Annotated in this window: 20 protein-coding genes and 1 pseudogene; 12 read left to right on the top strand and 9 right to left on the bottom strand. The window is 51.4% G+C overall.

The window, feature by feature from the left end; genetic code table 11:
* Positions 1-496: 496 nt before the first annotated feature.
* Positions 497-1105 carry a hypothetical protein gene (locus HQN78_RS17870; RefSeq protein ID WP_235085338.1) on the top strand — a complete coding sequence of 203 codons (609 nt, stop codon included), beginning with the start codon at positions 497-499 and terminating at the stop codon, positions 1103-1105.
* Between the two features lie 593 nt (positions 1106-1698).
* Here the strand turns inward: HQN78_RS17870 and HQN78_RS17875 are convergent.
* Positions 1699-2478, bottom strand: a pseudogene (locus tag HQN78_RS17875) (IS3 family transposase).
* Positions 2479-2562: 84 nt separating this feature from the next.
* A complete protein-coding gene (locus HQN78_RS17880; protein WP_227106099.1) occupies positions 2563-2856 on the bottom strand; it encodes a transposase in 294 nt (97 codons plus the stop codon).
* 281 nt (positions 2857-3137) lie between these two features.
* Between HQN78_RS17880 and HQN78_RS17885 the strand changes: the two genes are divergently transcribed.
* A protein-coding gene (locus tag HQN78_RS17885; protein ID WP_227106136.1) for an IS3 family transposase occupies positions 3138-4276 on the top strand; the annotation gives its coding sequence in 2 pieces (ribosomal slippage) (positions 3138-3384 and positions 3384-4276; 1140 coding nt in all).
* Between the two features lie 26 nt (positions 4277-4302).
* Here HQN78_RS17885 and HQN78_RS17890 read toward each other — a convergent pair.
* Positions 4303-4497 (bottom strand): hypothetical protein, encoded by a 195-nt coding sequence (locus tag HQN78_RS17890; RefSeq protein ID WP_235085341.1) that lies wholly within the window; start codon positions 4495-4497, stop codon positions 4303-4305.
* Positions 4498-4622: 125 nt separating this feature from the next.
* On the opposite strand from HQN78_RS17890, the gene HQN78_RS17895 reads away from it, so the two are divergent.
* Positions 4623-6032 carry a contractile injection system tape measure protein gene (locus HQN78_RS17895; RefSeq protein ID WP_235085343.1) on the top strand — a complete coding sequence of 470 codons (1410 nt, stop codon included), beginning with the start codon at positions 4623-4625 and terminating at the stop codon, positions 6030-6032.
* A complete protein-coding gene (locus tag HQN78_RS25905) occupies positions 5945-6517 on the top strand; it encodes a contractile injection system tape measure protein (protein WP_370646566.1) in 573 nt (190 codons plus the stop codon). Before HQN78_RS17895 ends, HQN78_RS25905 begins: the two co-directional genes overlap by 88 nt.
* A gap of 215 nt (positions 6518-6732) precedes the next feature.
* Here the strand turns inward: HQN78_RS25905 and HQN78_RS17900 are convergent, their stop codons facing one another.
* The 6 genes from HQN78_RS17900 to HQN78_RS17925 all read right to left on the bottom strand — a co-directional run bounded on the left by HQN78_RS17900 (position 6733) and on the right by HQN78_RS17925 (position 15150).
* Positions 6733-8037 carry a putative adhesin gene (locus tag HQN78_RS17900; protein ID WP_235085345.1) on the bottom strand — a complete coding sequence of 435 codons (1305 nt, stop codon included), beginning with the start codon at positions 8035-8037 and terminating at the stop codon, positions 6733-6735.
* A complete protein-coding gene (locus HQN78_RS17905; protein WP_235085348.1) occupies positions 7986-9722 on the bottom strand; it encodes a hypothetical protein in 1737 nt (578 codons plus the stop codon). Before HQN78_RS17905 ends, HQN78_RS17900 begins: the two co-directional genes overlap by 52 nt.
* On the bottom strand, positions 9698-10225 hold the full coding sequence (locus HQN78_RS17910; RefSeq protein ID WP_235085350.1) for a hypothetical protein: 528 nt from the start codon (positions 10223-10225) through the stop codon (positions 9698-9700). The genes HQN78_RS17905 and HQN78_RS17910 overlap by 25 nt, the downstream gene beginning before the upstream one ends.
* A 38-nt stretch (positions 10226-10263) precedes the next feature.
* A complete protein-coding gene (locus HQN78_RS17915) occupies positions 10264-12324 on the bottom strand; it encodes a hypothetical protein (protein WP_235085352.1) in 2061 nt (686 codons plus the stop codon).
* 156 nt (positions 12325-12480) lie between these two features.
* Positions 12481-13074: a Pvc16 family protein gene (locus tag HQN78_RS17920; protein WP_227106132.1), complete on the bottom strand. Its 594-nt coding sequence runs from the start codon at positions 13072-13074 to the stop codon at positions 12481-12483.
* Positions 13075-13086: 12 nt separating this feature from the next.
* Positions 13087-15150, bottom strand: a complete 2064-nt coding sequence (locus tag HQN78_RS17925) for an ATP-binding protein (RefSeq protein WP_235085354.1) — start codon at positions 15148-15150, stop codon at positions 13087-13089.
* 308 nt (positions 15151-15458) lie between these two features.
* Between HQN78_RS17925 and HQN78_RS17930 the strand changes: the two genes are divergently transcribed.
* The 8 genes from HQN78_RS17930 to HQN78_RS17965 are packed head-to-tail and all read left to right on the top strand — an operon-like array spanning position 15459 to position 21304.
* Positions 15459-15782 (top strand): phage tail protein, encoded by a 324-nt coding sequence (locus HQN78_RS17930; RefSeq protein ID WP_227106130.1) that lies wholly within the window; start codon positions 15459-15461, stop codon positions 15780-15782.
* Positions 15779-15910 (top strand): phage tail protein, encoded by a 132-nt coding sequence (locus HQN78_RS17935; RefSeq protein ID WP_227106129.1) that lies wholly within the window; start codon positions 15779-15781, stop codon positions 15908-15910. The genes HQN78_RS17930 and HQN78_RS17935 overlap by 4 nt, the downstream gene beginning before the upstream one ends.
* A 34-nt stretch (positions 15911-15944) precedes the next feature.
* Positions 15945-17291, top strand: a complete 1347-nt coding sequence (locus HQN78_RS17940; RefSeq protein ID WP_235085357.1) for a phage tail sheath C-terminal domain-containing protein — start codon at positions 15945-15947, stop codon at positions 17289-17291.
* A gap of 45 nt (positions 17292-17336) precedes the next feature.
* The gene (locus HQN78_RS17945) at positions 17337-17786 is read left to right on the top strand and encodes a phage tail protein (RefSeq protein WP_227106127.1); all 450 of its coding nucleotides are present in this window, start codon (positions 17337-17339) and stop codon (positions 17784-17786) included.
* A gap of 35 nt (positions 17787-17821) precedes the next feature.
* The gene (locus HQN78_RS17950) at positions 17822-18874 is read left to right on the top strand and encodes a phage tail sheath C-terminal domain-containing protein (protein WP_227106126.1); all 1053 of its coding nucleotides are present in this window, start codon (positions 17822-17824) and stop codon (positions 18872-18874) included.
* A 45-nt stretch (positions 18875-18919) separates the two neighbouring features.
* Positions 18920-19369 (top strand): phage tail protein, encoded by a 450-nt coding sequence (locus HQN78_RS17955; RefSeq protein ID WP_227106124.1) that lies wholly within the window; start codon positions 18920-18922, stop codon positions 19367-19369.
* Between the two features lie 35 nt (positions 19370-19404).
* The gene (locus HQN78_RS17960; protein ID WP_235085359.1) at positions 19405-20532 is read left to right on the top strand and encodes a phage tail sheath C-terminal domain-containing protein; all 1128 of its coding nucleotides are present in this window, start codon (positions 19405-19407) and stop codon (positions 20530-20532) included.
* Positions 20533-20554: 22 nt separating this feature from the next.
* Positions 20555-21304, top strand: a complete 750-nt coding sequence (locus HQN78_RS17965) for a hypothetical protein (protein ID WP_235085361.1) — start codon at positions 20555-20557, stop codon at positions 21302-21304.
* Positions 21305-21309 lie beyond the last annotated feature (5 nt).

Below are 21309 nucleotides of genomic sequence, written 5' to 3' on the forward strand. Positions count from 1 at the left end.
GCGAGACGATACTTTGATTGCTGAAGTCAAAAGACTCGTCTTTTGCATCAAAGGGGTAGCCGTCAGGTTACCCTTTTACATTTCTGACCCTCCTTCATGATGAGGTTCCGGTGCCCAGCAGGGCATTTGTCTAATGGCGGCTCTTTCTCAGCATGCTTCGTGCGGGCTCGGGGCTGTCGAACGCACGTCCCAGAGCCAAGCTGCAACATCGCACGTCAGCGCATATCTCCCCCTTCTTCCTGGCAAAGTGAAGATACGGACCTCTAGTTTTCCTTGACGTATTGCCCTGTCAAAACCTGCCCAGGTCTTGAAGCCCAAGGCTTGCCATAGCACTGCATCGCCCATCAAGGGCCCATAGGCATCCAGCAAGTTGCGCTGCAATTCGTCTAGGGAGGCAGAGGTAGTCATGGTCAGGTGGAATCAGATTGGACTAGGTATAAAGGAGTGATACCAAACTCTGTGGTAACGTGAAAGCGGCCATGAAAAGGGGAGTTTCATGATACCAAGTGATGCAAAGCGGACAGGGCGCCCCCGCCAGTCGCCGGTAGATAGGTTGCGCGCCAAACTGTGGTACTACGCGGTTAAGTCGAGAACCTCGCTTAGTGACTACCAGCTTGACCTATTATTTCTGGAGAAACTGGGGCGTCGGCCGAAAGACCCCCAGATGCGTAGTAGGATTTTCGAAACGATACGCTTGCATGGCACGCTTCCTTCTAATGGCAACCACCCCAAACGAGATTTCGATCTGATTCAACTGGTAGAGGAAGAGGCAACTTTTTCTGGTACGGCGGAGCTTTTCTACTCGCCTTATTGGCAGCTATTGACGCGAAACGACTTAGAAATTGTCGTTTATCACGATATTGCGCAGGCTGCAATGAGTCGATTGGGGTTTACACGAGCGGATTATTACGGAGAAAAAGCATTCCGAAGTGTTTTCCATCAGAGCTATGAGAAGTCGATGCCGATTTTTCCAATGCCCAGCGATTACATCCGCAAAGCGTATGGGCAAATGCTGCAGGATATAATGAAAAGTAGCCCGCCGACATTGGATCACCTGGTCCTGCTAGGGCTCTGTTTCGTGAGGCCTACTTGGCTTGTGCTTTAGAGGTCGCCATTCAGATCAAGGAATGCTATTCCGATATAATCGTCGAATATATGTGCCAGGACTGGCTTTATCCGATTGCGCATACATTACAGGAGATAGGTGAGGGGTATTTGGTTTTTTCACATACTTATGATTATATTTATGGGCTGGAGTTGAAGCCACCCTATGATGACTGCCCTTTTGCTGTTGTTGAACGTCCGATATTCTACGTTAACAGTGTGGTTGAGATGAATCGTCTGGGGAAGCATTTAGAAGAGTTAGAGCGGGAACAGTTATTGAAGGCCGGGTCTGATTAAACTCATAGGGGTGCAAACGCTATGTTCAAAGCACTTGCATTGCAATTAATTCAAGGATGTTTGCATTCATATGGGAATGGCTAAGAAATAGGCTTGATTCAGCATTGCTTGCACAAGGCCTCCTCTATGCCTTTTCATTAATATTATTAGCTGTGGCATATCCTATTGTTTGTGATAAAACAGTTCACTAACTTGCGTAGGGAGCTAAGTTCTGATTGGTAGTGGCTGGGAGCATTTAAAGCATACAGGGAGTAAGCCTGCGATGTCTGGTCTGTCCCGAGCTCGGTGGACGGTTGGTTAAGCTCTGAGCAGCGCCTGGCGCTGCTCAAATTCTATCGGGCTCAGATAGCCTAGCGTTGAGTGGCGGCGCTGGTGGTTGTAGAACCGAATGTAGTCAAATATATCCCACCGGGCTTCGTCGTAGCTCCGATAACGAGTCAGGTAAACCCGCTCCGCTTTCAGTGAACGAAAGAAGCTCTCCATTGCCGCATTGTCCCAGCAGTTTCCTGCACGGGAATGGCTCGGCAAAATGCCGTGCCGTTTGAGCAGGACCTGATAGTCGTACGCGCAATACTGACTACCCCGATCGGAATGCAGCAGTACTTCCCCTTTCGGCTGACGTCGAGCTACGGCCATCGTTAAGGCAGCATGGACCAGCTCTTACTGCATACGGTGATGCATCGCCCAACCCACCACTGCACGCGAGTGCAAATCCAGCACGATGGCCAGGTATAGCCATCCTTGCTCGGTCCGAATGTAGGTCATATCCGACACCCAGCGTTGATTCATCCCGGGGGCCGCAAACTGGCGCTCCAGTCGGTTCGGTGCCACCGGCAGCACATGTTTGCTACCAAGAACAGGCCGCCAGCGTTTACGTGAGCGCACCTGCAAGCCACTTTCCCGCATCAGACGAGCGATCCGATGCCGTCCGCAGTTCATCCCCTGTGCGAGCAGTTCGGCATGAATCCGCCGATGCCCATAAATGCCGCTCACCTCGGCAAACACCAAACGGATTTCCCGTAACAAGCGACGATTGGCCATCTCTCGCGCTGAAGCGCGGACGCTGCCGCCATGCATAGTAGCCACTGCGAGAGACACGCAACAGCCGGCACATCAGCGCCACCGGATACCGTTCGGCTAGCGCTTCAATGACCTGAAACCTTACTTCGTGGGGTGCGAGAAGATGGCGAGCGCCTTTTTTAACACGTCGCGCTCCATGGTGACGCGTGCGAGTTCGTCGCGTAGCCGTTTGAGTTCAGCGGCTTCTCCGAGCTGTTTACCGTTGCCAGGGAAGGCCTGTTCGCCGGCCGTTAGATACTGGCGCTTCCATTTGCCCAGTAATGCCTCAGTGATGTCGAGCGCCTGGGCCACGTGACGTAGCGAGCTGCCGGCCAGCACTTGCTCGACGGCTTCGCGTTTGAAAGATTCGGGAAAGCTTCTACGGGTTTGGGTCATGAACACTCCTTGGTGGAGATTATCCACCTTAAGTTAGTGTCCACTGAGCCCGGGACAGACCAAATTGGCTGTCATCGTGCAAACATTCTGCGCGAGGCAAAGTGTTTTGTAGCAAGTTTACATAAGTTTATCCTTTCTTGATAAACCACGCATACATCGCTAAATATTCTATATATTGCCTCAAAATTGGGTACTTAGGCTGGCTTCGAGCACTCTGACCTGCCCCCTAAACAGGGCCACCCGAAACTTAGTAAAGTTCGTTTTACACAGGGGGAACGAACTTGAAGAAGGGTTTCACGGAAGAGCAAATCATTGGATTTTTGAAGCAGGCCGAGGCTGGCGTTCCGGTGAAGGAATTGTGCCGCCAGCATGGCTTTAGTGATGCCTCGTTCTACAACTGGCGAGCCAAGTTCGGTGGCATCGATGTCTCTGACACCAAGCGGTTGAAGGAGCTCGAGACTGAGAACGCCAGACTGAAGCGCTTACTGGCCGAGGCGATTTTTGATGCCGAAGCACTCAAAGTGGCCCTCGGCGTAAAGCGTTAACCCCGCAGCAGAAGCGTGAGGCGGTGCAGCGAATGCGCGAGATGACCTCTATCTCGGAGCGACGGGCCTGCCGGCTGGTGGGGGTGTCACGCAGCGTCCATGCCTATCAGGCAAAGACGTCGGACCACATTACGCTCTTGAAGGACCGGCTGATTGAGTTGGCCCACGAGAGACGCCGCTTTGGGTATCGCCGCCTGCACATTCTCCTGCGCCGAGATGGTGTCAGAGTTAACCACAAGCGGGTCTACAGGCTATATCGTGAAGCCGGTTTGATGGTGAAACACAGGAGGCGGCGCCATGGTGTAGCCGTTGAGCGAGAGCCGCTGGAGCGCCCTGGGAAACCGAATGCGGTATGGTCGATGGACTTTGTCTCCGATGTGCTAGCCAACGGGCGTCGCATCAAAGTGCTCACCATCGTGGATGATTTCAGCAAGGAATGTATCGACCTGGTTGCTGATTACGGAATCTCCGGACATTACGTCGTGCGGGTGTTGGAACAGGCCGCTCGATTTCGGGGCTATCCAGCGGCAATCCGCACCGACCAGGGACCGGAATTCACCGGCAACGCGCTGGATCAATGGGCCAGTGTCAGAGGAATCACGCTGAAGCTGACCCCGCCGGGCAAACCCACACAGAATGCGTATATCGAAAGTTTCAACGGGCGCTTACGCGATGAATGCCTGAATGAGCACTGGTTCATGAGTCTCTCGCATGTTCGGGCCGAGCTTGCCGTGTGGCGGAAGGATTACAACGAAGCACGACCACACAGCTCGCTGAACTATCAAACGCCTGCCGCATTTGCGGCGGGCTTCCGCACGGGGGAGCAAGCGGAGCTGGAGCAAAAGCAGGAATTTTTAATCGACTTTACTAAGTAAGCCTTGGCCCTAATCCGGGGGGCAGGTCAGACCGCAAGACCTTGCGCGGCAGCCTCGACCAGGCTGCGCAAACACCGGCCCTGCAATGGCTGTCTGCCTTCCGCCATCTCGATCACCTGGTGTTGTGGCAGATCAATTGGTGCGATGGCGACAAGAACAACGAAATCGCGGCGGCAGTGACCTCCTCCCGCAACGCTCAGGAAACGATTGCCAAACATCATGGAACAGCCTAGCTTTATCCAAGGCAGTTCTCTGGCAGGTCTTTACCGCCAGGCGGGTTGAATCACTTGTGAACACGAAAACAAGGAAGCAGCGTGTCGCTCCCCCCCCTTCCCGTATCAAACGTATGCGCCTCGTACTCAGCGCCTCGTCGGTCTTGATCCACGCCTTACCGCCCCGCGTTAGCCGCTTGGTGCGCTATCAGCTGATGCACGACTTGGATGCGCTGTTGTCCAGTTACCCTGTACCTCTAAGCTTACGGTTGTCCGTCGTAACGCTGGACATCGGCACGCTAACCGCAGGGAAATGGGAGACGGAGTTGTTGCACCGAGTGCTGGCTGCCTTACGCCGAGAACTGGATGCTCATGCGTGTGAGACCATGCAAACAGACGACAGTCGGTTGTCTGCCGCGATGCTGACAGACCTGGCCGCTTACCTTGCTGGCGCTGCGCTGGCGCCGCACTTGAGTGCAGCCTTGGCTCAAAATCCCGAACACTGGCTATGCCGTTGCTGGGCGGAGGCGGGCGACGACAGTCGGATGGAGCTGGAACGGCTAGCCAACCATGCTCCCGCCGTAGCGCGTCTCAGGGCGGTGTTAAACGAGCCGGCCCGGCAAGCGCTGGCGGCGCGCTCGCCCGAGTGGCGCCAGGCGCTGAACGAAACCAGCCGGTTGTCTGCCGCGATGCTGACAGACCTGGCCGCTTACCTTGCTGGCGCTGCGCTGGCGCCGCACTTGAGTGCAGCCTTGGCTCAAAATCCCGAACACTGGCTATGCAGTTGCTGGGCGGAGGCGAGCGACGACAGTCGGATGGAGCTGGAACGGCTAGCCAACCATGCTCCCGCCGTAGCGCGTCTCAGGGCGGTGTTAAACGAGCCGGCCCGGCAAGCGCTGGCGGCGCGCTCGCCCGAGTGGCGCCAGGCGCTGAACGAAACCAGCCGGTTGTCTGCCGCGATGCTGACAGACCTGGCCGCTTACCTTGCTGGCGCTGCGCTGGCGCCGCACTTGAGTGCAGCCTTGGCTCAAAATCCCGAACACTGGCTATGCAGTTGCTGGGCGGAGGCGAGCGACGACAGTCGGATGGAGCTGGAACGGCTAGCCAACCATGCTCCCGCCGTAGCGCGTCTCAGGACGGTGCTAAACGAGCTGGCCCGGCAAGCGCTGGCGGCGCGCTCGCCCGAGTGGCGCCAGGCGCTGAACGAAACCAGCCGGTTGTCTGCCGCGATGCTGACAGACCTGGCCGCTTACCTTGCTGGCGCTGCGCTGGCGCCGCACTTGAGTGCAGCCTTGGCTCAAAATCCCGAACACTGGCTATGCCGTTGCTGGGCGGAGGCGGGCGACGACAGTCGGATGGAGCTGGAACGGCTAGCCAACCATGCTCCCGCCGTAGCGCGTCTCAGGGCGGTGTTAAACGAGCCGGCCCGGCAAGCGCTGGCGGCGCGCTCGCCCGAGTGGCGCCAGGCGCTGAACGAAACCAGCCAGTTGTCTGTCCTCTCCCCCGACCATCAACGGTATCAAGCAAAACGTCTCTACCAGTAGAAAATATTGGTTTGATCCTGCTTTGGCCCTTGCTGCCGAGTAGGTTTCAGCAATGGGGGGTGCTGGAAGGCAAGCGGTTTGTCGGTCCAGACGCACGGAGAAAAGCCGTCTGCTGGCTGGATTGCTGGCTGTGGCAGGACGAAGGAGGCCTTGATGTACGCACACTCTTCACTAAATGGCTGTGTGACTGGCCAATTGACTACTTGCTTTATCCTCAGGAAATCCTGCCCGCCGACGTTGCTGCGACTCTGGACGATATGCTCGCCAGCTTGCTGCGGCAAACTCCCAGCCTGCATCGCTGCAGTCCACAAGATGTTCGCGCTTGGTTTTTACTGCGGTCTGGCGAGTTATGGCAAGAGGATGACATATGGCATCTGCGGGTTGTCCCGGAGCCATGTGATCTGCTGTTGCGGGATCTACCTTGGCCGATCACCTCAATCCCTCTGCCCTGGCTGAAGACCCCACTACAAGTAGAGTGGCTATGATAAAGGTATTTAAGAACGTGTGCACGCCCCCCTGAGTAGCATTTCCATAAATGTCAAACGAATGGATGGTGGGCTTGAATTTGCCAGAAATCTCTACTTTTCGCCGCTACGTTTTTGCGGAAGGAGTGAATCTGCTCTTCTTCATGTCCGTCATTCTCCTTCAGTGACGGACTTCTCTCAACTTATGATTGGTAAGGCCTAAGGGGAGCAGATCATTACCGGCACCTGCCATCAATCACCTTGTGGCAGGGGCGTACATTAGGGATGGTGAACTTTGTCCCCACCTCAAGTTTTTGGTTTTCAGCATCGGTTACGTTCTTTGGTATATTACCTTTATTGAATTGATAAAATTGTCTAATATTATCACTTGTGCGGTGGGGGAATTTTTCCAAGAACAATCCATAAACATCATAATAAGATTGGTTCCCATTAGTCAAATAATCACCACCGGCCACCATCACTGAAGAGTCATTATTGTTTTCTATTGCCTGCTTTGTTTCTTCCATTTTCTGGTTCTGATTCGACCCCTCCCCCTCCTTTTCAACCTCTACGGGAACTTCAACATACGAATCGAAGCGTTTAGTCTCCGGACTCCTTCTAAAGACCAAATATACCGGATCCATAGACTCACCGCCTTGACCACCGCTAGGATCAATTGATTTTGAATCGCTAGTATGATTTCCAGAATAACCGTTAGGAGATGATGGGGGACGAGCAAAAAGCGGACCTTCAACCGTAGAATAAGTTGGCGATCGCCTGCCATATGGGGATCGGCATGCCAAAATAACAATTTTATCATACTGTTGAAGTCTTGGATTTGTAGATAATTGATCTAAAAGCCTTCCTAACGGTACAGTAGATCCAGGATTGATCGTTATAACATCCCCTGCCGACCCCGGCGTTTTACTATCTAAATAATGGAGTCTATCAACGCCGTTAACAAGAATGCCCTGATGCTCCTGCTCACTAGTTCCATTTTTTTTAAAATGGGTATAATCGTAGTTTCGTAATTCTCCGGGCTTTGCTGTCCCCTTAGATGCTTTCTCAGGGTTGTTCGATACCATGTGAGCTACCTGCTGGCTCGCATCAGTGTTACTTGGATTTCTAATAGGGTGTAGCGTGTAGCGCTCAGCATCAACCGAAGTAAAAGGCTTATAATTTCGAGCATTCAATAAGTCTTGATCAGGACGCCCCGCTCCCATTTTATATCCATGCGGTACTTTAAAAGAAACAGTCTTCCCTTGAGGGACTGGAACTGTTCCCGACGGAGGAACTTTATGAAACCCGTTACGATCAAAGTAATAAAATGGAATTGTTGCGTTAGGTTCATAAGCACCGTGCGCATCAAGGTAAAGTGTCTTTGCTTGCGAACCTTCTGCAGAGATGAGACTAATATCATCATTAATTCTTTCAATACCAATATTTTTCCTACTCGTAGAAGCAGAAGATTTGAATATAATGCCATTCTCTATAGGACTGTTGTTAGAAGAACTGTTATCACCAGCCCTTCGCCCCCCCATTTTTTACCGCGAGCATCACTGCCTAACACATTCGCTACTCTATTTAATTTACCATTTGCCTTATTTACATTTTTTAGCAGCGTATTAGCATCAGAAATATCCCCTGGCAAAGACAGCATTGCCCCTGTCGCAGCCCATTTAAGCTTCTCATCCTTTGCATTAGGATCATCTTCCTGAACTGCGTCCATCACATCCAAAAATACCGAGGCACCGCTAGCCCCCAGCCCAGCAAGCGCTCTCATTCCTGCCGAGGGAATACCCATTGATAAAGAATTAACGCCTTGCAATACAATTTGTCCAATTTTCGCCCCTGCCTGAACATAGTACTCTCCACTCGAATAGACATACGCATCCACATTGGAATAATGTGTACTGCGCTGAGTTTTCTCCAAATGACCGGCCAATACACTCAGGGACTTACCGTCCGATACAATTGGCTCAAACTGATAGGGCTCAACCCATGTTTTCTCTACCGTCCAACGCATGGTCGGCCCTGGAGCAGGACCTATCCGCGGCATTGTCTCGCCAACCAGTCTCTCTTTCTTTTGGAAAGCGGACAGATCACTTTCATTTTTCCAATGATGCAGCAGCGCTTTTTTCGGGAAGGTTGGCTTTAAAAAATCAAATACTTCTTTCGCTTTTTCGGGATGAACAAGCTGACTCTTATCTACAATAAGATACTGCGCCCCCTCGCTTGGATTCGATTTTATCAATATTATTTTTTCAGGGTCATTCAATGGAATGGCAAACACACCATCTAGAGTATAATCTTTAAATTTTACAGATAATGCTTTAACCTCACCTTTAAGAAATCGATCTACCGCAACATATGCCTCTGAACCAGGCCCTTCTTTCTCCGCAACCTTTGACAAAGCCTGCGCCACATTCTGAGAGATAATTTTCTCACGCGCACCTATTGATTTATCATCATTAAGTTTTTCTTTATCCCTCTCAAGCTCAGATTCTATTTTTTTAGTCACAACATAAGGATAAGCCGTCAGCGCCCCTTGTGGCCTATCAAAAAGAGTAGCTATTCTATCATCAGGCCAAATGAAAACGAATGCACAATTTGGGTTCTCACGCAAATGCAACCCAACAGCAAGTTGACGAATAGTGTAATGTTTAGTGGTCGTTACAGTTTGACCAGTGCCAAGATGCACAGTTATGCGGACTTCAATTTTTTTGTCTGGCTTTACTCCATGTTCACTAACTGACTTCCCTCCCATTGCTTGATCAATATCCTTCTGAATCACTTCATCAATTCTGTTAGAAACATTCACCTGATTCGGATAGCCAACTTTATACAATTCTTGCTGCGCAGTAAAAGCTTTTTCCGCATCTGCCACATCCTTTACTTCCCTTTCCATTTTTAGTGAATTCTCAAATAAAAATTTATTGATATCATCTTTCAATGGCAAAAATTCGCTAGGATATTCAACCTCATCCAGAGGATCATAATAAGCAATAAGCTGTGACCCTTTAACAGTATATCGTTTTTCCACTGGTGGTTCGCTATCATTTCCTTCAGTAGTTCGCACAATTACAAAACTTGCTGTGGCCATATTCAAACCAAGCCTCGCTGCTTTCATTTTTATATCTCTACTAAATGTTGCCGTACGCGAATTTTTTTCTCTCACGCCGTATTTATCATTTAGATCTTCTATTTTTCCATTACTCCCTGCCACCCCTCCTCCCTGCGCGGACTCCGTCTGTAAACTCTCTTCACCAACGCATTGGGTGTAACATGTTCCTCACTATTACTTTTAATACTTTGGCCATACTTCCTTATGCCCTTGTAAGGCACCATAAACATCGCGTCTAGTGGCACATCAAAAAACATACTCGTCTTTGAGTCCATTTTTATTACTCTACTCTTTGCACCCTTCACCAATCTATCATATATGGCATCGACCGTATTTTCGCTCGATATTACATACCTGTTATATGCCGTCGCCCCCACCATCAAGCCTCCACCCACGGCATATTTCATCACCCCAGGCACAGGGGTAGTAATCAACTTCAAACCCAGCTGACTTAATTTTTTCACCAGCAGGTTACGAATGGCTTTATATGGCTTATCCTGCCCAGGCAGGATATAATTACTTGCCTTGTTGACTTTGTAGGGAATCATTATTGATGCTTTCAGAACTTTATAAGGCATTCTAATAACGTTAGACAGACTGAACATGGCCGTATCTATCGCTTGTTCAAAACCTAACTCCACAACTAGGCGTGTCGTGCCTCGCGTTGTCCTTCTTTGCCCCAGCGCACAATAAACTCAACCAGACTCTTTTCCAATGCGGCATACTCATCAGCACTCATCGGCAGCTTCAATTCATCATTATGCGCGTTCTCAACCTCTCCCGCGAGTCGAGTAGCCAATAAATACCCCTTAGGATCTCCCGATGAGACGGTACCCTTAAGCAAGCCATGCTCTCTCAGTCCTGCCAACATTATTCCCGCGTCGGGCATTGGCCAACTTTTGCTCCCCCTTTCTTGGGCAAGACTTGCCCAGTACTTGGCAAGCCGGGCACCCCGTGAGTTGTCATCTAATGGCTTACCAGTCAGTGAGGCGGACTGGGTTGATATCTTTTCTTTTACTTTCGTCGAAGACAACGACGCCCGCTTAGCCCAACATTTGATATCGGAAAAATCTGGCGGCTGCCGTTCAGCTGATATAATGACATTATTTAACTCCACCACAGACTGTGCAAGCCCATCGGTAATTTCAGGCAGAAATTTACTCATCTCCAACCCTATATACTCAGAATGGCCTGAGGCATCAAACTGCTCATTAATCATTTTCTTTATAGCATTAGAAAATTGGTGGTTAATTTCATCTTTAATATTTTGTGCAGCATCGCCCACACTATTTTGATTGCGACTAAACCGCCTCACTATCTTACGCGCACTAGCAATATCACTATCAAACAACTGGCCAAGTACGACTAGTTTCGCTGATGTTTTATTTTCAGGCCTCTCTTGCTCGTTGTATGCTTGCACCCACCCTATTACCTGAGCATCAAGGTCTGCGTCATTCTGATGATCACTCGCTATCGCCTCATGATTAGTGCCATGCACATCCAATATTCCCGCTATTTTTTTTAGCTCTTTAGCTTTCAATAAAATCGCCTCGCTGGCTGACTGAATTTTTATTGCCGGCTGCTGACATTGCCACAAAATACTTCTTATGATGCTATCAACCATGACAGCTTCGGGTGTCTTGCTTCGCCGTTCTCCCCGGTCAAGCTGCCTTAAAGCCATAGTCTTTATGATGGCTGCGCGCGACGTTCCCTCTTCAAATTTCTTCCCAACCCATTTCCTAAGGGTGCCTTTTTCACTCTTTCCCTCCCCTACCTGTTTCGTTTTCGGAACAGCGGATGAATCTAACACTCCCTCCTTACTTGATTTTGACACCTTCCCATTCAACTTCGATAGCACGTCAGAGAAAGACTGAAGATACGCAGCTACCTTACTAAAAAAGGTCTGCGCGCTACCCGACAGCTCACGAGCATTCTTGTTTGCTTTTGCTGCCGCACGACGGGTAGCCGTTATCAGTGTCTCGAAGAATACCGCTTTGTCTGCCTCCTTAGATGCCACTCTGCCGCTCACTAGCTCTGACCAGGGGGAGTTGCCATCGATATCCGCCTTCATCCTCTCTAAAGCCTGCGCCACTGCCTGTTCATCGTTTGAAGCTATCGCGTTGGTAGCCTCTGTAGACAGTTCTTCTTCCACCGCCCTCTTTAAGTTTTCTGCTGTGCTATAGTCGACAACCGCACCCAACGCCTTGGCAGTGCGAAGCAACGCTTGCAGTGTTAACTCTAGCCGTCTCACCTGTGACTGGGCCGTAGCCCTGCCCTCCAGTTTGTCAGCCCTGCCTTCTCGCGAGTGGATACACATGCTGTTGGTCACCCAATCCTGAAGCGTCCCTCCCGAAAGCACTGAGATAAACCTTTCGAGTTGTTCAATTTGCGTCAGCAGCCACAGCTGATCTTCCCTTTTGGCATAAATATATATACGGGATTTGATAGTTGCTACGACGTCTTCTAACTCTGGTAATAAATCAGGGTCAACTTCCGGTATCTGGCTATTATGGCCCTTTTCTCTAAATTCTTGGGCCTCTTTCAAATGCTCTTGGGCGATAAACGAGAAGAACGTCTCTACCTGCCGCCACGAGGGCGTACCACTCACCTCACCCTGATACCAATCCTCATCGCCATTCTCTATCTCATCTTCTTGGGTAGTTTCTTGTTGGGTAGTTTCTTGAAGGTGGTCATGACCAGGCATAAGAATTATCTCCAGCAATAGGCGAAGAAGCTGTGAATAAAACAAATACAAGAAATATCAGATAGCATCTACTGAACTGCCCATAAAGAAGGAATTTCTATAGGAGCGGGCTCAGCCCAACAATGGCTCAAGAGCATCTAAAGAGGCTGGGACGATTCATTGCTCCTTCGGGGCCACCATCAACTCATTGCTTTGGATAGGAGCATAGGTCTCTTGAGCATCCCTCAAAGTCACCGCGACCGTTGCCGAGAAATTTAAACATAGCCTTGGCTTATTGCCCAATGCTTGCCAAAAATTGCTTAATTCGTTTAGTTTATTCGGCGTAATCACACGAATGTAGGCACCAGGCATGCCATTTAACTCGCGATTATTGATCAAAGCATTTAGCACCCAATTCAAGGCTGTCATCGCTGTGCTGGCAGCCCTAGCCTGTGGGCCTTCGCATTTATCGCCAATGGACTGCTCCCAATAAGTCACCAAATATTCGCACTTAATATTAATATAGCCTGGCGACATCGCCATGCCCATGAACTGGCGAGCGATGCCTGTACGCAGCTCCAGATCTTCCTGAATGGCATACATAAACACACTCACTGTCGGAGTTGCCGGCGGCGTCTCCGGGTCAGGAATATCAAAACAGACCTCGACCCCATCTGGCAAGTAGGCTTGTATCGCAGCTTCCACGCACTTATTTAACTCCAACAAGGTTTCATCACTGGAATACATGGGCCAAGATAGAGTGGTATTCATTTTTTTTCCTGATTAACGGGCAAGTTGGCCAGTTTTCGCAAGCTCACGCTTGAGCGCATGCTGAATATGTGACATGCCAATTCGTGGCGCACCTTCACTCACAGCCAGCCAAGCTGCGGCCAGCGCGATGTTACTGATATTCGCACCGGTAAGCTCCGCCATTGAGGCAAGTTGCTCAACATTAATATTGTCGTCCAACGAAGCCTGTGCAGGCCAAATGGCCTGCCATAAGCGAACACGAGTAGCATGGTCCGGATAGTCAAACTTAAGGATAAAAGTGAAGCGGCGGCTAAAGGCTTGATCCAGATGCGAACGATTATTGGTGGACAAGATTACCAAGCCAGTGTGTGCTTCCATGCGCTGCAATAAGTAAGCCACTTCGATATTGGCATGCCTATCCTTGGCCTCCTTGACTTCACTACGTTTACCAAATAATGCGTCAGCCTCATCAAAAAACAGCACACCGCTGTCGAGAGCTGCCATATCAAAAATACGAGCCAGATTTTTTTCTGTTTCGCCGATGTATTTGTTGACTGCTGTCGAGAGGTCTACTTTGATCAAATCCACCCTCAGCGCATCAGCCAGAACTTCAGCTGCCATGGTTTTACCCGTGCCAGATGCACCATAAAACAGTGCACTGATGCCCACACCATAGTGCCGCTTGTCGCCAAACCCCAAAGCCAACACGTGTTCACGATGCAAAATAGCCGCGCGTAACTCAGCCAAATGCTGCTGCAATGCCGCCGACACAATCAAATCATCAAAACTCCTCTTGGGTTCGATCCGCAGCGCCAAATCACCGAAGTTTTGCTGACTACGCCAACGAAAGGCTTGGTGCAAATCAGCCTGACTAAGGGCACCGACCGGATAGCGCTGCCTACGATACAGCTCGGCCTCTTGCAAAATAGGTTCTATCTTGGAGACTACCGCAGGAAAGCGCTGAGCCAATGAGGTCAAATCCACATCATCGTCCAAAGGAATATCCGCCAAGCATTGGGCCAGTAATGCTCTGTCCTGATATAGATCACGAGCCGGCAACTGGAGCACCCTATGCGGTATATCACCCAGCCAATACATCGGTGATGACAGACCCTGTAATATGATCACAGGTTGCGCATAATTATCTGCCTGTAGGCTTAGCAAAACGCTTAATTCTGGCCGTTTCTCCGCCTGCTCTGGTAAGTGTTTTAAAATCAGGCAACCCGCGTACAACTGCACCTCACAAAAAATCGCGGTCACCAAGGATGGAGGGACTCTATCGTTCCCCATCAACTTAGCCAGGTCCCACTCCAACACTGGCATACCCAACACTTGCGCCGCAGCAGCCACCAACACAGCACGCCCACTATCAGGCAAGCCCTTCAACACCAAACATGCGCCAGGAACAAGGTTCTTTTTCAGCTGTGCCAAACTAGAAGCCATCGTAGTCGCAAGATGATGTGATGCCGTGACCCAGCGGCAACTTTGCCTTAAAAGGATCGGTAAATAGTCATGGCCAATCAGATAATGATAAATTCGCTTATCGGCCCTAATCATGGTATTGGAATTAACTTGCGATGAATTGTTACTGCCATGTGATAGCTGTAGCAACCCTTGCCGTACCAACGCACCATCCGGCAATAGCGATGCCATATGTTGGACTTGCTCCAAACGTGACGGGCAGAGGACATCCAAGACGAGTTGTACAGTAGGATGGTTCATATTGCTATTACCCTGCGCTTGAGCAAACCAATCTAGGTAACTCATATTCACATGTGGCAACAATGCCAATAGCAATACATCCCGCTCCAGTGAAGTCAGGCCAAAACGTTGCACCAACTGCCCTAAACGGCCATGGGCTACCTCTTCATCCAACAACGCTGGCGGCGGGGGTGCCAGTCTGGATTGCAGTTCTTCAGGAGGCGTGTCTTTTAGATTGCAAGCCCACTCATCCTGTGCTGAATCGGATTCTTGCTGTAACTGCCGTATGCGGGTTTGCAGCTGCGTGTCGATGCGCTGCAGCTGTGCCATCAGGCAAACATAGTTATGCTCGACGTGACGATCCAAGGCATAGAATTCGGGTAGGAGGTTGCTCATTAGGAGAATACTCATAGAGAACGAGAAAGGTCATGAACCTATGGCATACGCCCCAACTCAATGGCATTGACCACGTTTATTATTAGTTCAGGAATTACAAAAATAAAATAGGAACTTACGGGGAAGGGAGCGGGTCAGGAGCATCCAACATGAAAATCTGAACTTGCCTTTGTAAAACTATAATCTATAGTGCAGCGAATTAGGTATGCATAATTATTATGAAACCCGCATCCAACCACTGTTTGACATGCGTTATTTTTACTTCCATAAAGTATCGATCCCTCTCAACTAGGTAAAGGTTAAAAGCAATGGCAACCAGCACCGAGCAGATCGCAACCGCCTACCCCACTCCCACACACCGTTACCATATCAGCATAGGTAACGACGAGATGGCCTTCACCGCCGTATCCGGTATGGAAATCTCCCACGAAACCATCACTTACAAGGATGGCTTGAGCGGATTATTCTACATGCCAGATCAGATCGCACCCGTTAACATTTCCCTCCTGACGAGGCGTGATCAAGGGGAAAAGTTAACTCGACGACTGAATTCACTCCACCTCTCTCAACCAAGTGGAGAAATAAAGATATCCTCATCAGCCTCACCAACGAAGCTGGCAACGAACTGTTGATTACCTGGAACGTCGCCAATGCCTTTCCCACCAAGCTGACCGCCCCCAGCCTAGACGCCAGCAGCAACGAAGTAGCCATTGAAGAGCTGGCACTCATGGCCGACGCCGTCACCATTCAGTTCCACTAACCCCACTCTCTACAGATACTGAAAGTGAACCGCCATGACCACTGTCACCAGCTATCCCGGTGTATATATCGAAGAGCTGCCCAGCCAATCCCTGTCCATCGCCAACAGCCCCACCGCCGTGCCGGTTTTTCCCGTGGCACGTGCGCATGACAAAGATAACCATAATGCGGAAGAAAACCCCAACGCCGCGGCCAATATCGCGAATGGGGTACCTCGCCTGCTCTTCCCCAAGACCACCCGTATCAACTCCTGGTTGGACTTTACCAAAGCGTTAGCTTATCAGCCCAAGGTGGCGGCCTCCCTCCAAAAGACAAAACAAAATAAGGCGGTTAAAACCATCGACAAGCCGACAGAGGCTACCCTGTACGACCCCAGTAATCCACTTCACCAATCTGTGAAAAGCTATTTTCTCAATGGGGGTGGTTATTGTTATCTGGTTCCAATAAGGAGCACACTCAGCGATAGCGTGGAAGGGGCCGTTATGGTTGAGTTGGAAGACGGGGACTTTACCTCGCGTGTTCAAAGACTGGAAGACGTGACCTTACTGGTAGAAGCTGGCGTGGGGATGCCATGGCCAGCAGCAAATGCCAATTCCCCTATCGGTCCTGGCGGGAACTACCTGGCTCAAGACAAAACCATTTTTGAAACGGCTGTAAATTTGCTGTGCATCCCCGGCAACAGCCTGTTCGCCATTTTGGACGGTCCACAAAAAGAACTGACGCCTAATACCACCCTGGATAGCAGGACTGCCTTTACCGCATGCTACTACCCCTATCTGCGGGCCGATTGGGCCACGTTTCAAACCACCTTGTGCGATATCCCGCCCAGCGGTGCCGTGGCGGGGGCATATTGCCGAAACGACCGAGAGCGCGGTGTATGGAAGGCACCAGCCAATGTGGCGCTAAACGGCGGCCTAGTTCCTCTGTTCAAAACCAGTGATGATTTAAACGGCCAATTCAACCCAGAAGGGCTGAATTTCATCCGCGAATTCACAGGCCGTGGCACGTTGATCTGGGGTGCCCGCACCCTCACAAACAATACCGACACTGAGTGGCGCTACATTCCCGTACGCCGATTGTTCAACAGCGCCGAAAAAGACATCAAAACCACTATGCGGTCCATGGTGTTCGAACCCAACAACCATGCCACCTGGGAGCGAGTCCGCTGCGCCATCGATAACTACCTGCGCTCGCTGTGGCGCCAGGGCGCCTTGCCCGGCAAGAGTGAGAAGGAAGCCTACTTCGTACTGGTGGGCAAGGACATCACCATGACCGATGACGACATAGCTCAGGGCAAACTAATCGTCAAAATCGGCATGGCCGCAGTGCGCCCGGCGGAATTCATCATTCTGCAATTCACCCAGGATGTGAACCAAGGCTAAGCCGACGCGACGACGGCGACGTCCTCAATAGGAAAGGCAAGAGCAATGGCAACCAGCACCGAGCAAATCGCAAATACCTACCCCATTCCCACATACCGTTACCGGGTCACTGTGGGCAACGAAGAAATGGCATTCACCGCCGCATCCGGCATGGAAATCTCCCACGAAACCATCACCTACAAGGATGGCCTGGGTGGCTTATTCTACATGCCAGGCCAGATCGCACCCGTCAACATCTCCCTCCGACGCGGCGTGATCAAAGGGAAAAGTCAACTTTACGACTGGATTCACTCCATCTCTCTCAACCAAGTGGAGAAAAAAGATATCCTCATCAGCCTCACCAACGAAGCTGGCAACGAACTGTTGATTACCTGGAACGTCGCCAATGCCTTTCCCACCAGGCTGACCGCCCCCAGCCTAGACGCCAGCAGCAACGAAGTAGCCATTGAAGAGCTGGCACTCATGGCCGACGCCGTCACCATTCAGTTCCACTAACCCCGACTCTCTACAGATACTGAAAGTGAACCGCCATGACCACTGTCACCAGCTATCCCGGTGTATATATCGAAGAGCTGCCCAGCCAATCCCTGTCCATCGCCAACAGTTCCACCGCCGTACCTGCGATTGCCTCTAGCGACGCAATGATCTCCGTGCCTACCAGAATAGCCTCGTGGCTGGAGTTCATGAACATAGTGTCAGCATTCGACCCTACCAAAAACCTCCATTTATCCGTAAAAACCTATTTCGAAAATGGCGGCGGCTACTGTTATGTCATCCCCACCGGTCAGCTAGAGCAAGAGGTACCCAAGCTGGACGATGTCACACTGCTGGTCGCCGCCGGAGAGGATATCAAGACGGCAGCCACCACGCTGTGCGTGGATGGTAAAAGCTTGTTCGCAATTCTCGACGGCCCCAAAGTTTTGCAGAGCCCAGCAACCGACATGAGCTCCTATCCTGTTAGCGAACATGCAGCAGCCTACTCCCCATGGCTGGATGCCGACTGGACTGAGGCTTCCATCCCCCCCAGCGGCGCAGTCGCCGGAGCCTACTGCAGGGTGGACCGTGAACGCGGCGCATGGAAAGCACCGGCCAATGTCGCGCTCAATGGTGGACTCAGGCCTCAATTCAAAGTCAGCGATGCCACCCAGGGCGAATACAACGCGGGAAAAGCGCTGAACATGATCCGAGAGTTTCAGAACAACGGTACGTTGATCTGGGGTGCCCGCACCCTCACAAGCAATACCGACACTGAGTGGCGCTACATTCCCGTACGCCGATTGTTCAACAGCGCCGAAAAAGACATCAAAACCACTATGCGGTCCATGGTGTTCGAACCCAACAACCATGCCACCTGGGAGCGAGTCCGCTGCGCCATCGATAACTACCTGCGCTCGCTGTGGCGCCAGGGCGCCTTGCCCGGCAAGAGTGAGAAGGAAGCCTACTTCGTACTGGTGGGCAAGGACATCACCATGACCGATGACGACATAGCTCAGGGCAAACTAATCGTCAAAATCGGCATGGCCGCAGTGCGCCCGGCGGAATTCATCATTCTGCAATTCACCCAGGATGTGAACCAAGGCTAAGCCGACGCGACGACGGCGACGTCCTCAATAGGAAAGGCAAGAGCAATGGCAACCAGCACCGAGCAAATCGCAAATACCTACCCCATTCCCACATACCGTTACCGGGTCACTGTGGGCAACGAAGAAATGGCATTCACCGCCGCATCCGGCATGGAAATCTCCCACGAAACCATCACCTACAAGGATGGCCTGGGTGGCTTATTCTACATGCCCGGCCAGATCGCACCCGTCAACATCTCCCTCCGACGCGGCGTGATCAAGGGGAAAAGTCAACTTTACGACTGGATTCACTCCATCTCTCTCAACCAAGTGGAGAAAAAAGATATCCTCATCAGCCTCACCAACGAAGCTGGCAACGAACTGTTGATTACCTGGAACGTCGCCAATGCCTTTCCCACCAAGCTGACCGCCCCCAGCCTAGACGCCAGCAGCAACGAAGTAGCCATTGAAGAGCTGGCACTCATGGCCGACGCCGTCACCATTCAGTTCCACTAACCCCAACTCTCTACAGATACTGAGAGGGGCCCGCCATGACCACTGTCACCAGCTATCCCGGCGTATATATCGAAGAGCTACCCAGCCAATCCCTGTCCATCGCCAACAGTTCCACCGCCGTACCTGCGATTGCCTCTAGCGACGCAATGATCTCCGTGCCTACCAGAATAGCCTCGTGGCTGGAGTTCATGAACATAGTGTCAGCATTCGACCCTACCAAAAACCTCCATTTATCCGTAAAAACCTATTTCGAAAATGGCGGCGGCTACTGTTATGTCATCCCCACCGGTCAGCTAGAGCAAGAGGTACCCAAGCTGGACGATGTCACACTGCTGGTCGCCGCCGGAGAGGATATCAAGACGGCAGCCACCACGCTGTGCGTGGATGGTAAAAGCTTGTTCGCAATTCTCGACGGCCCCAAAGTTTTGCAGAGCCCAGCAACCGACATGAGCTCCTATCCTGTTAGCGAACATGCAGCAGCCTACTCCCCATGGCTGGATGCCGACTGGACTGAGGCTTCCATCCCCCCCAGCGGCGCAGTCGCCGGAGCCTACTGCAGGGTGGACCGTGAACGCGGCGCATGGAAAGCACCGGCCAATGTCGCGCTCAATGGTGGACTCAGGCCTCAATTCAAAGTCAGCGATGCCACCCAGGGCGAATACAACGCGGGAAAAGCGCTGAACATGATCCGAGAGTTTCAGAACAACGGTACGTTGATCTGGGGTGCCCGCACCCTCACAAGCAATACCGACACTGAGTGGCGCTACATTCCCGTACGCCGGTTGTTCAACAGCGCCGAAAAAGACATCAAAAATATCATGCGCTCCATGGCATCCGAGCCCAACAACCAAGCTAGCTGGGTCAAAGCCCATGGTGCCATTGACAACTATCTACGCGCGTTGTGGCGCCAGGGTGCTTTGCGAGGCCAGACCGCAGAAGAGGCTTATTACGTTAAGGTAGGCGAAGAGACCATGACGCCAGATGACATCGACAACGGCAAGTTGATCATAAAAGTCGGCATGGCCGCGGTGCACCCGACGGAATTCATCATTCTGCAATTTATTCAAGGGGGACATCCACCTGAAAGGCACGAGGCCACAATTGCTTGGTGCCACCCTACCATACACAAACCTAGCCAGCCCAACAGTCCCGGAATCCTATAGTTCGACACATAAGGAATGTACGATGTCTCAAACCATGCCAGGCGTGAACATTTCAAACGAAGTGGTGACACTGGCGGCACAGCAGGATGCCAGCGCCGTGCCTGTATTCATCGGCTACACCCAAACGGGTGAACCCTTGCAAATGGTCTCGGTGTCATCTTGGGAGGAGTTTCAATCCACCTTTTTCCCGTCGGCCAATATTGCACAGCGGGCAGAACAAGAGTCGTCGGCGCTTTACCAGTCTTTACGTTTGTATTTTGACAATAACGGCGGAGAATGCTACGTGCTACCCGCAGCCCAGATCACTCAACTTGAAACAGATGCCGACAGCGTCGCGCAGCAACTGATCGCCGCGCTCGAGAGCTCCGCCTTAGCAGACCATGAAGCGCCCACTCTGCTGTGCGTGCCGGATATCGTAGAATTAGTCGGAGATATATTTCCAGCCGGTCCGTGGCTGCAGGTATGGCAAGCAATGTTGAACATCTGTCGCGCTCGCCTAGGCTGTTTCGCCATATTGGACTTGCCAGATAGTTCGACCAAGGCGGCACTGGTGTTGAACAGCACGGAACTGGATAATGCGGCGTACGGCGCGACCTACTGGCCACATCTTGAATGCACTTACCTGCTATCAGACCAAACGCGAGCTCTGGTGCCGCCATCCGGCATCATCGCAGCCCAGATACAGCATACTGATCGCACACGTGGCGTCTGGAAGGCACCTGCGAACAATGCCTTGTTACAGGTGGTAAAACCACAGTCCCCCCCACCCTGAGTGCC

The sequence above is a fragment of the Chromobacterium sp. Beijing genome, assembly GCF_021496765.1.
Lineage (GTDB): Bacteria > Pseudomonadota > Gammaproteobacteria > Burkholderiales > Chromobacteriaceae > Chromobacterium.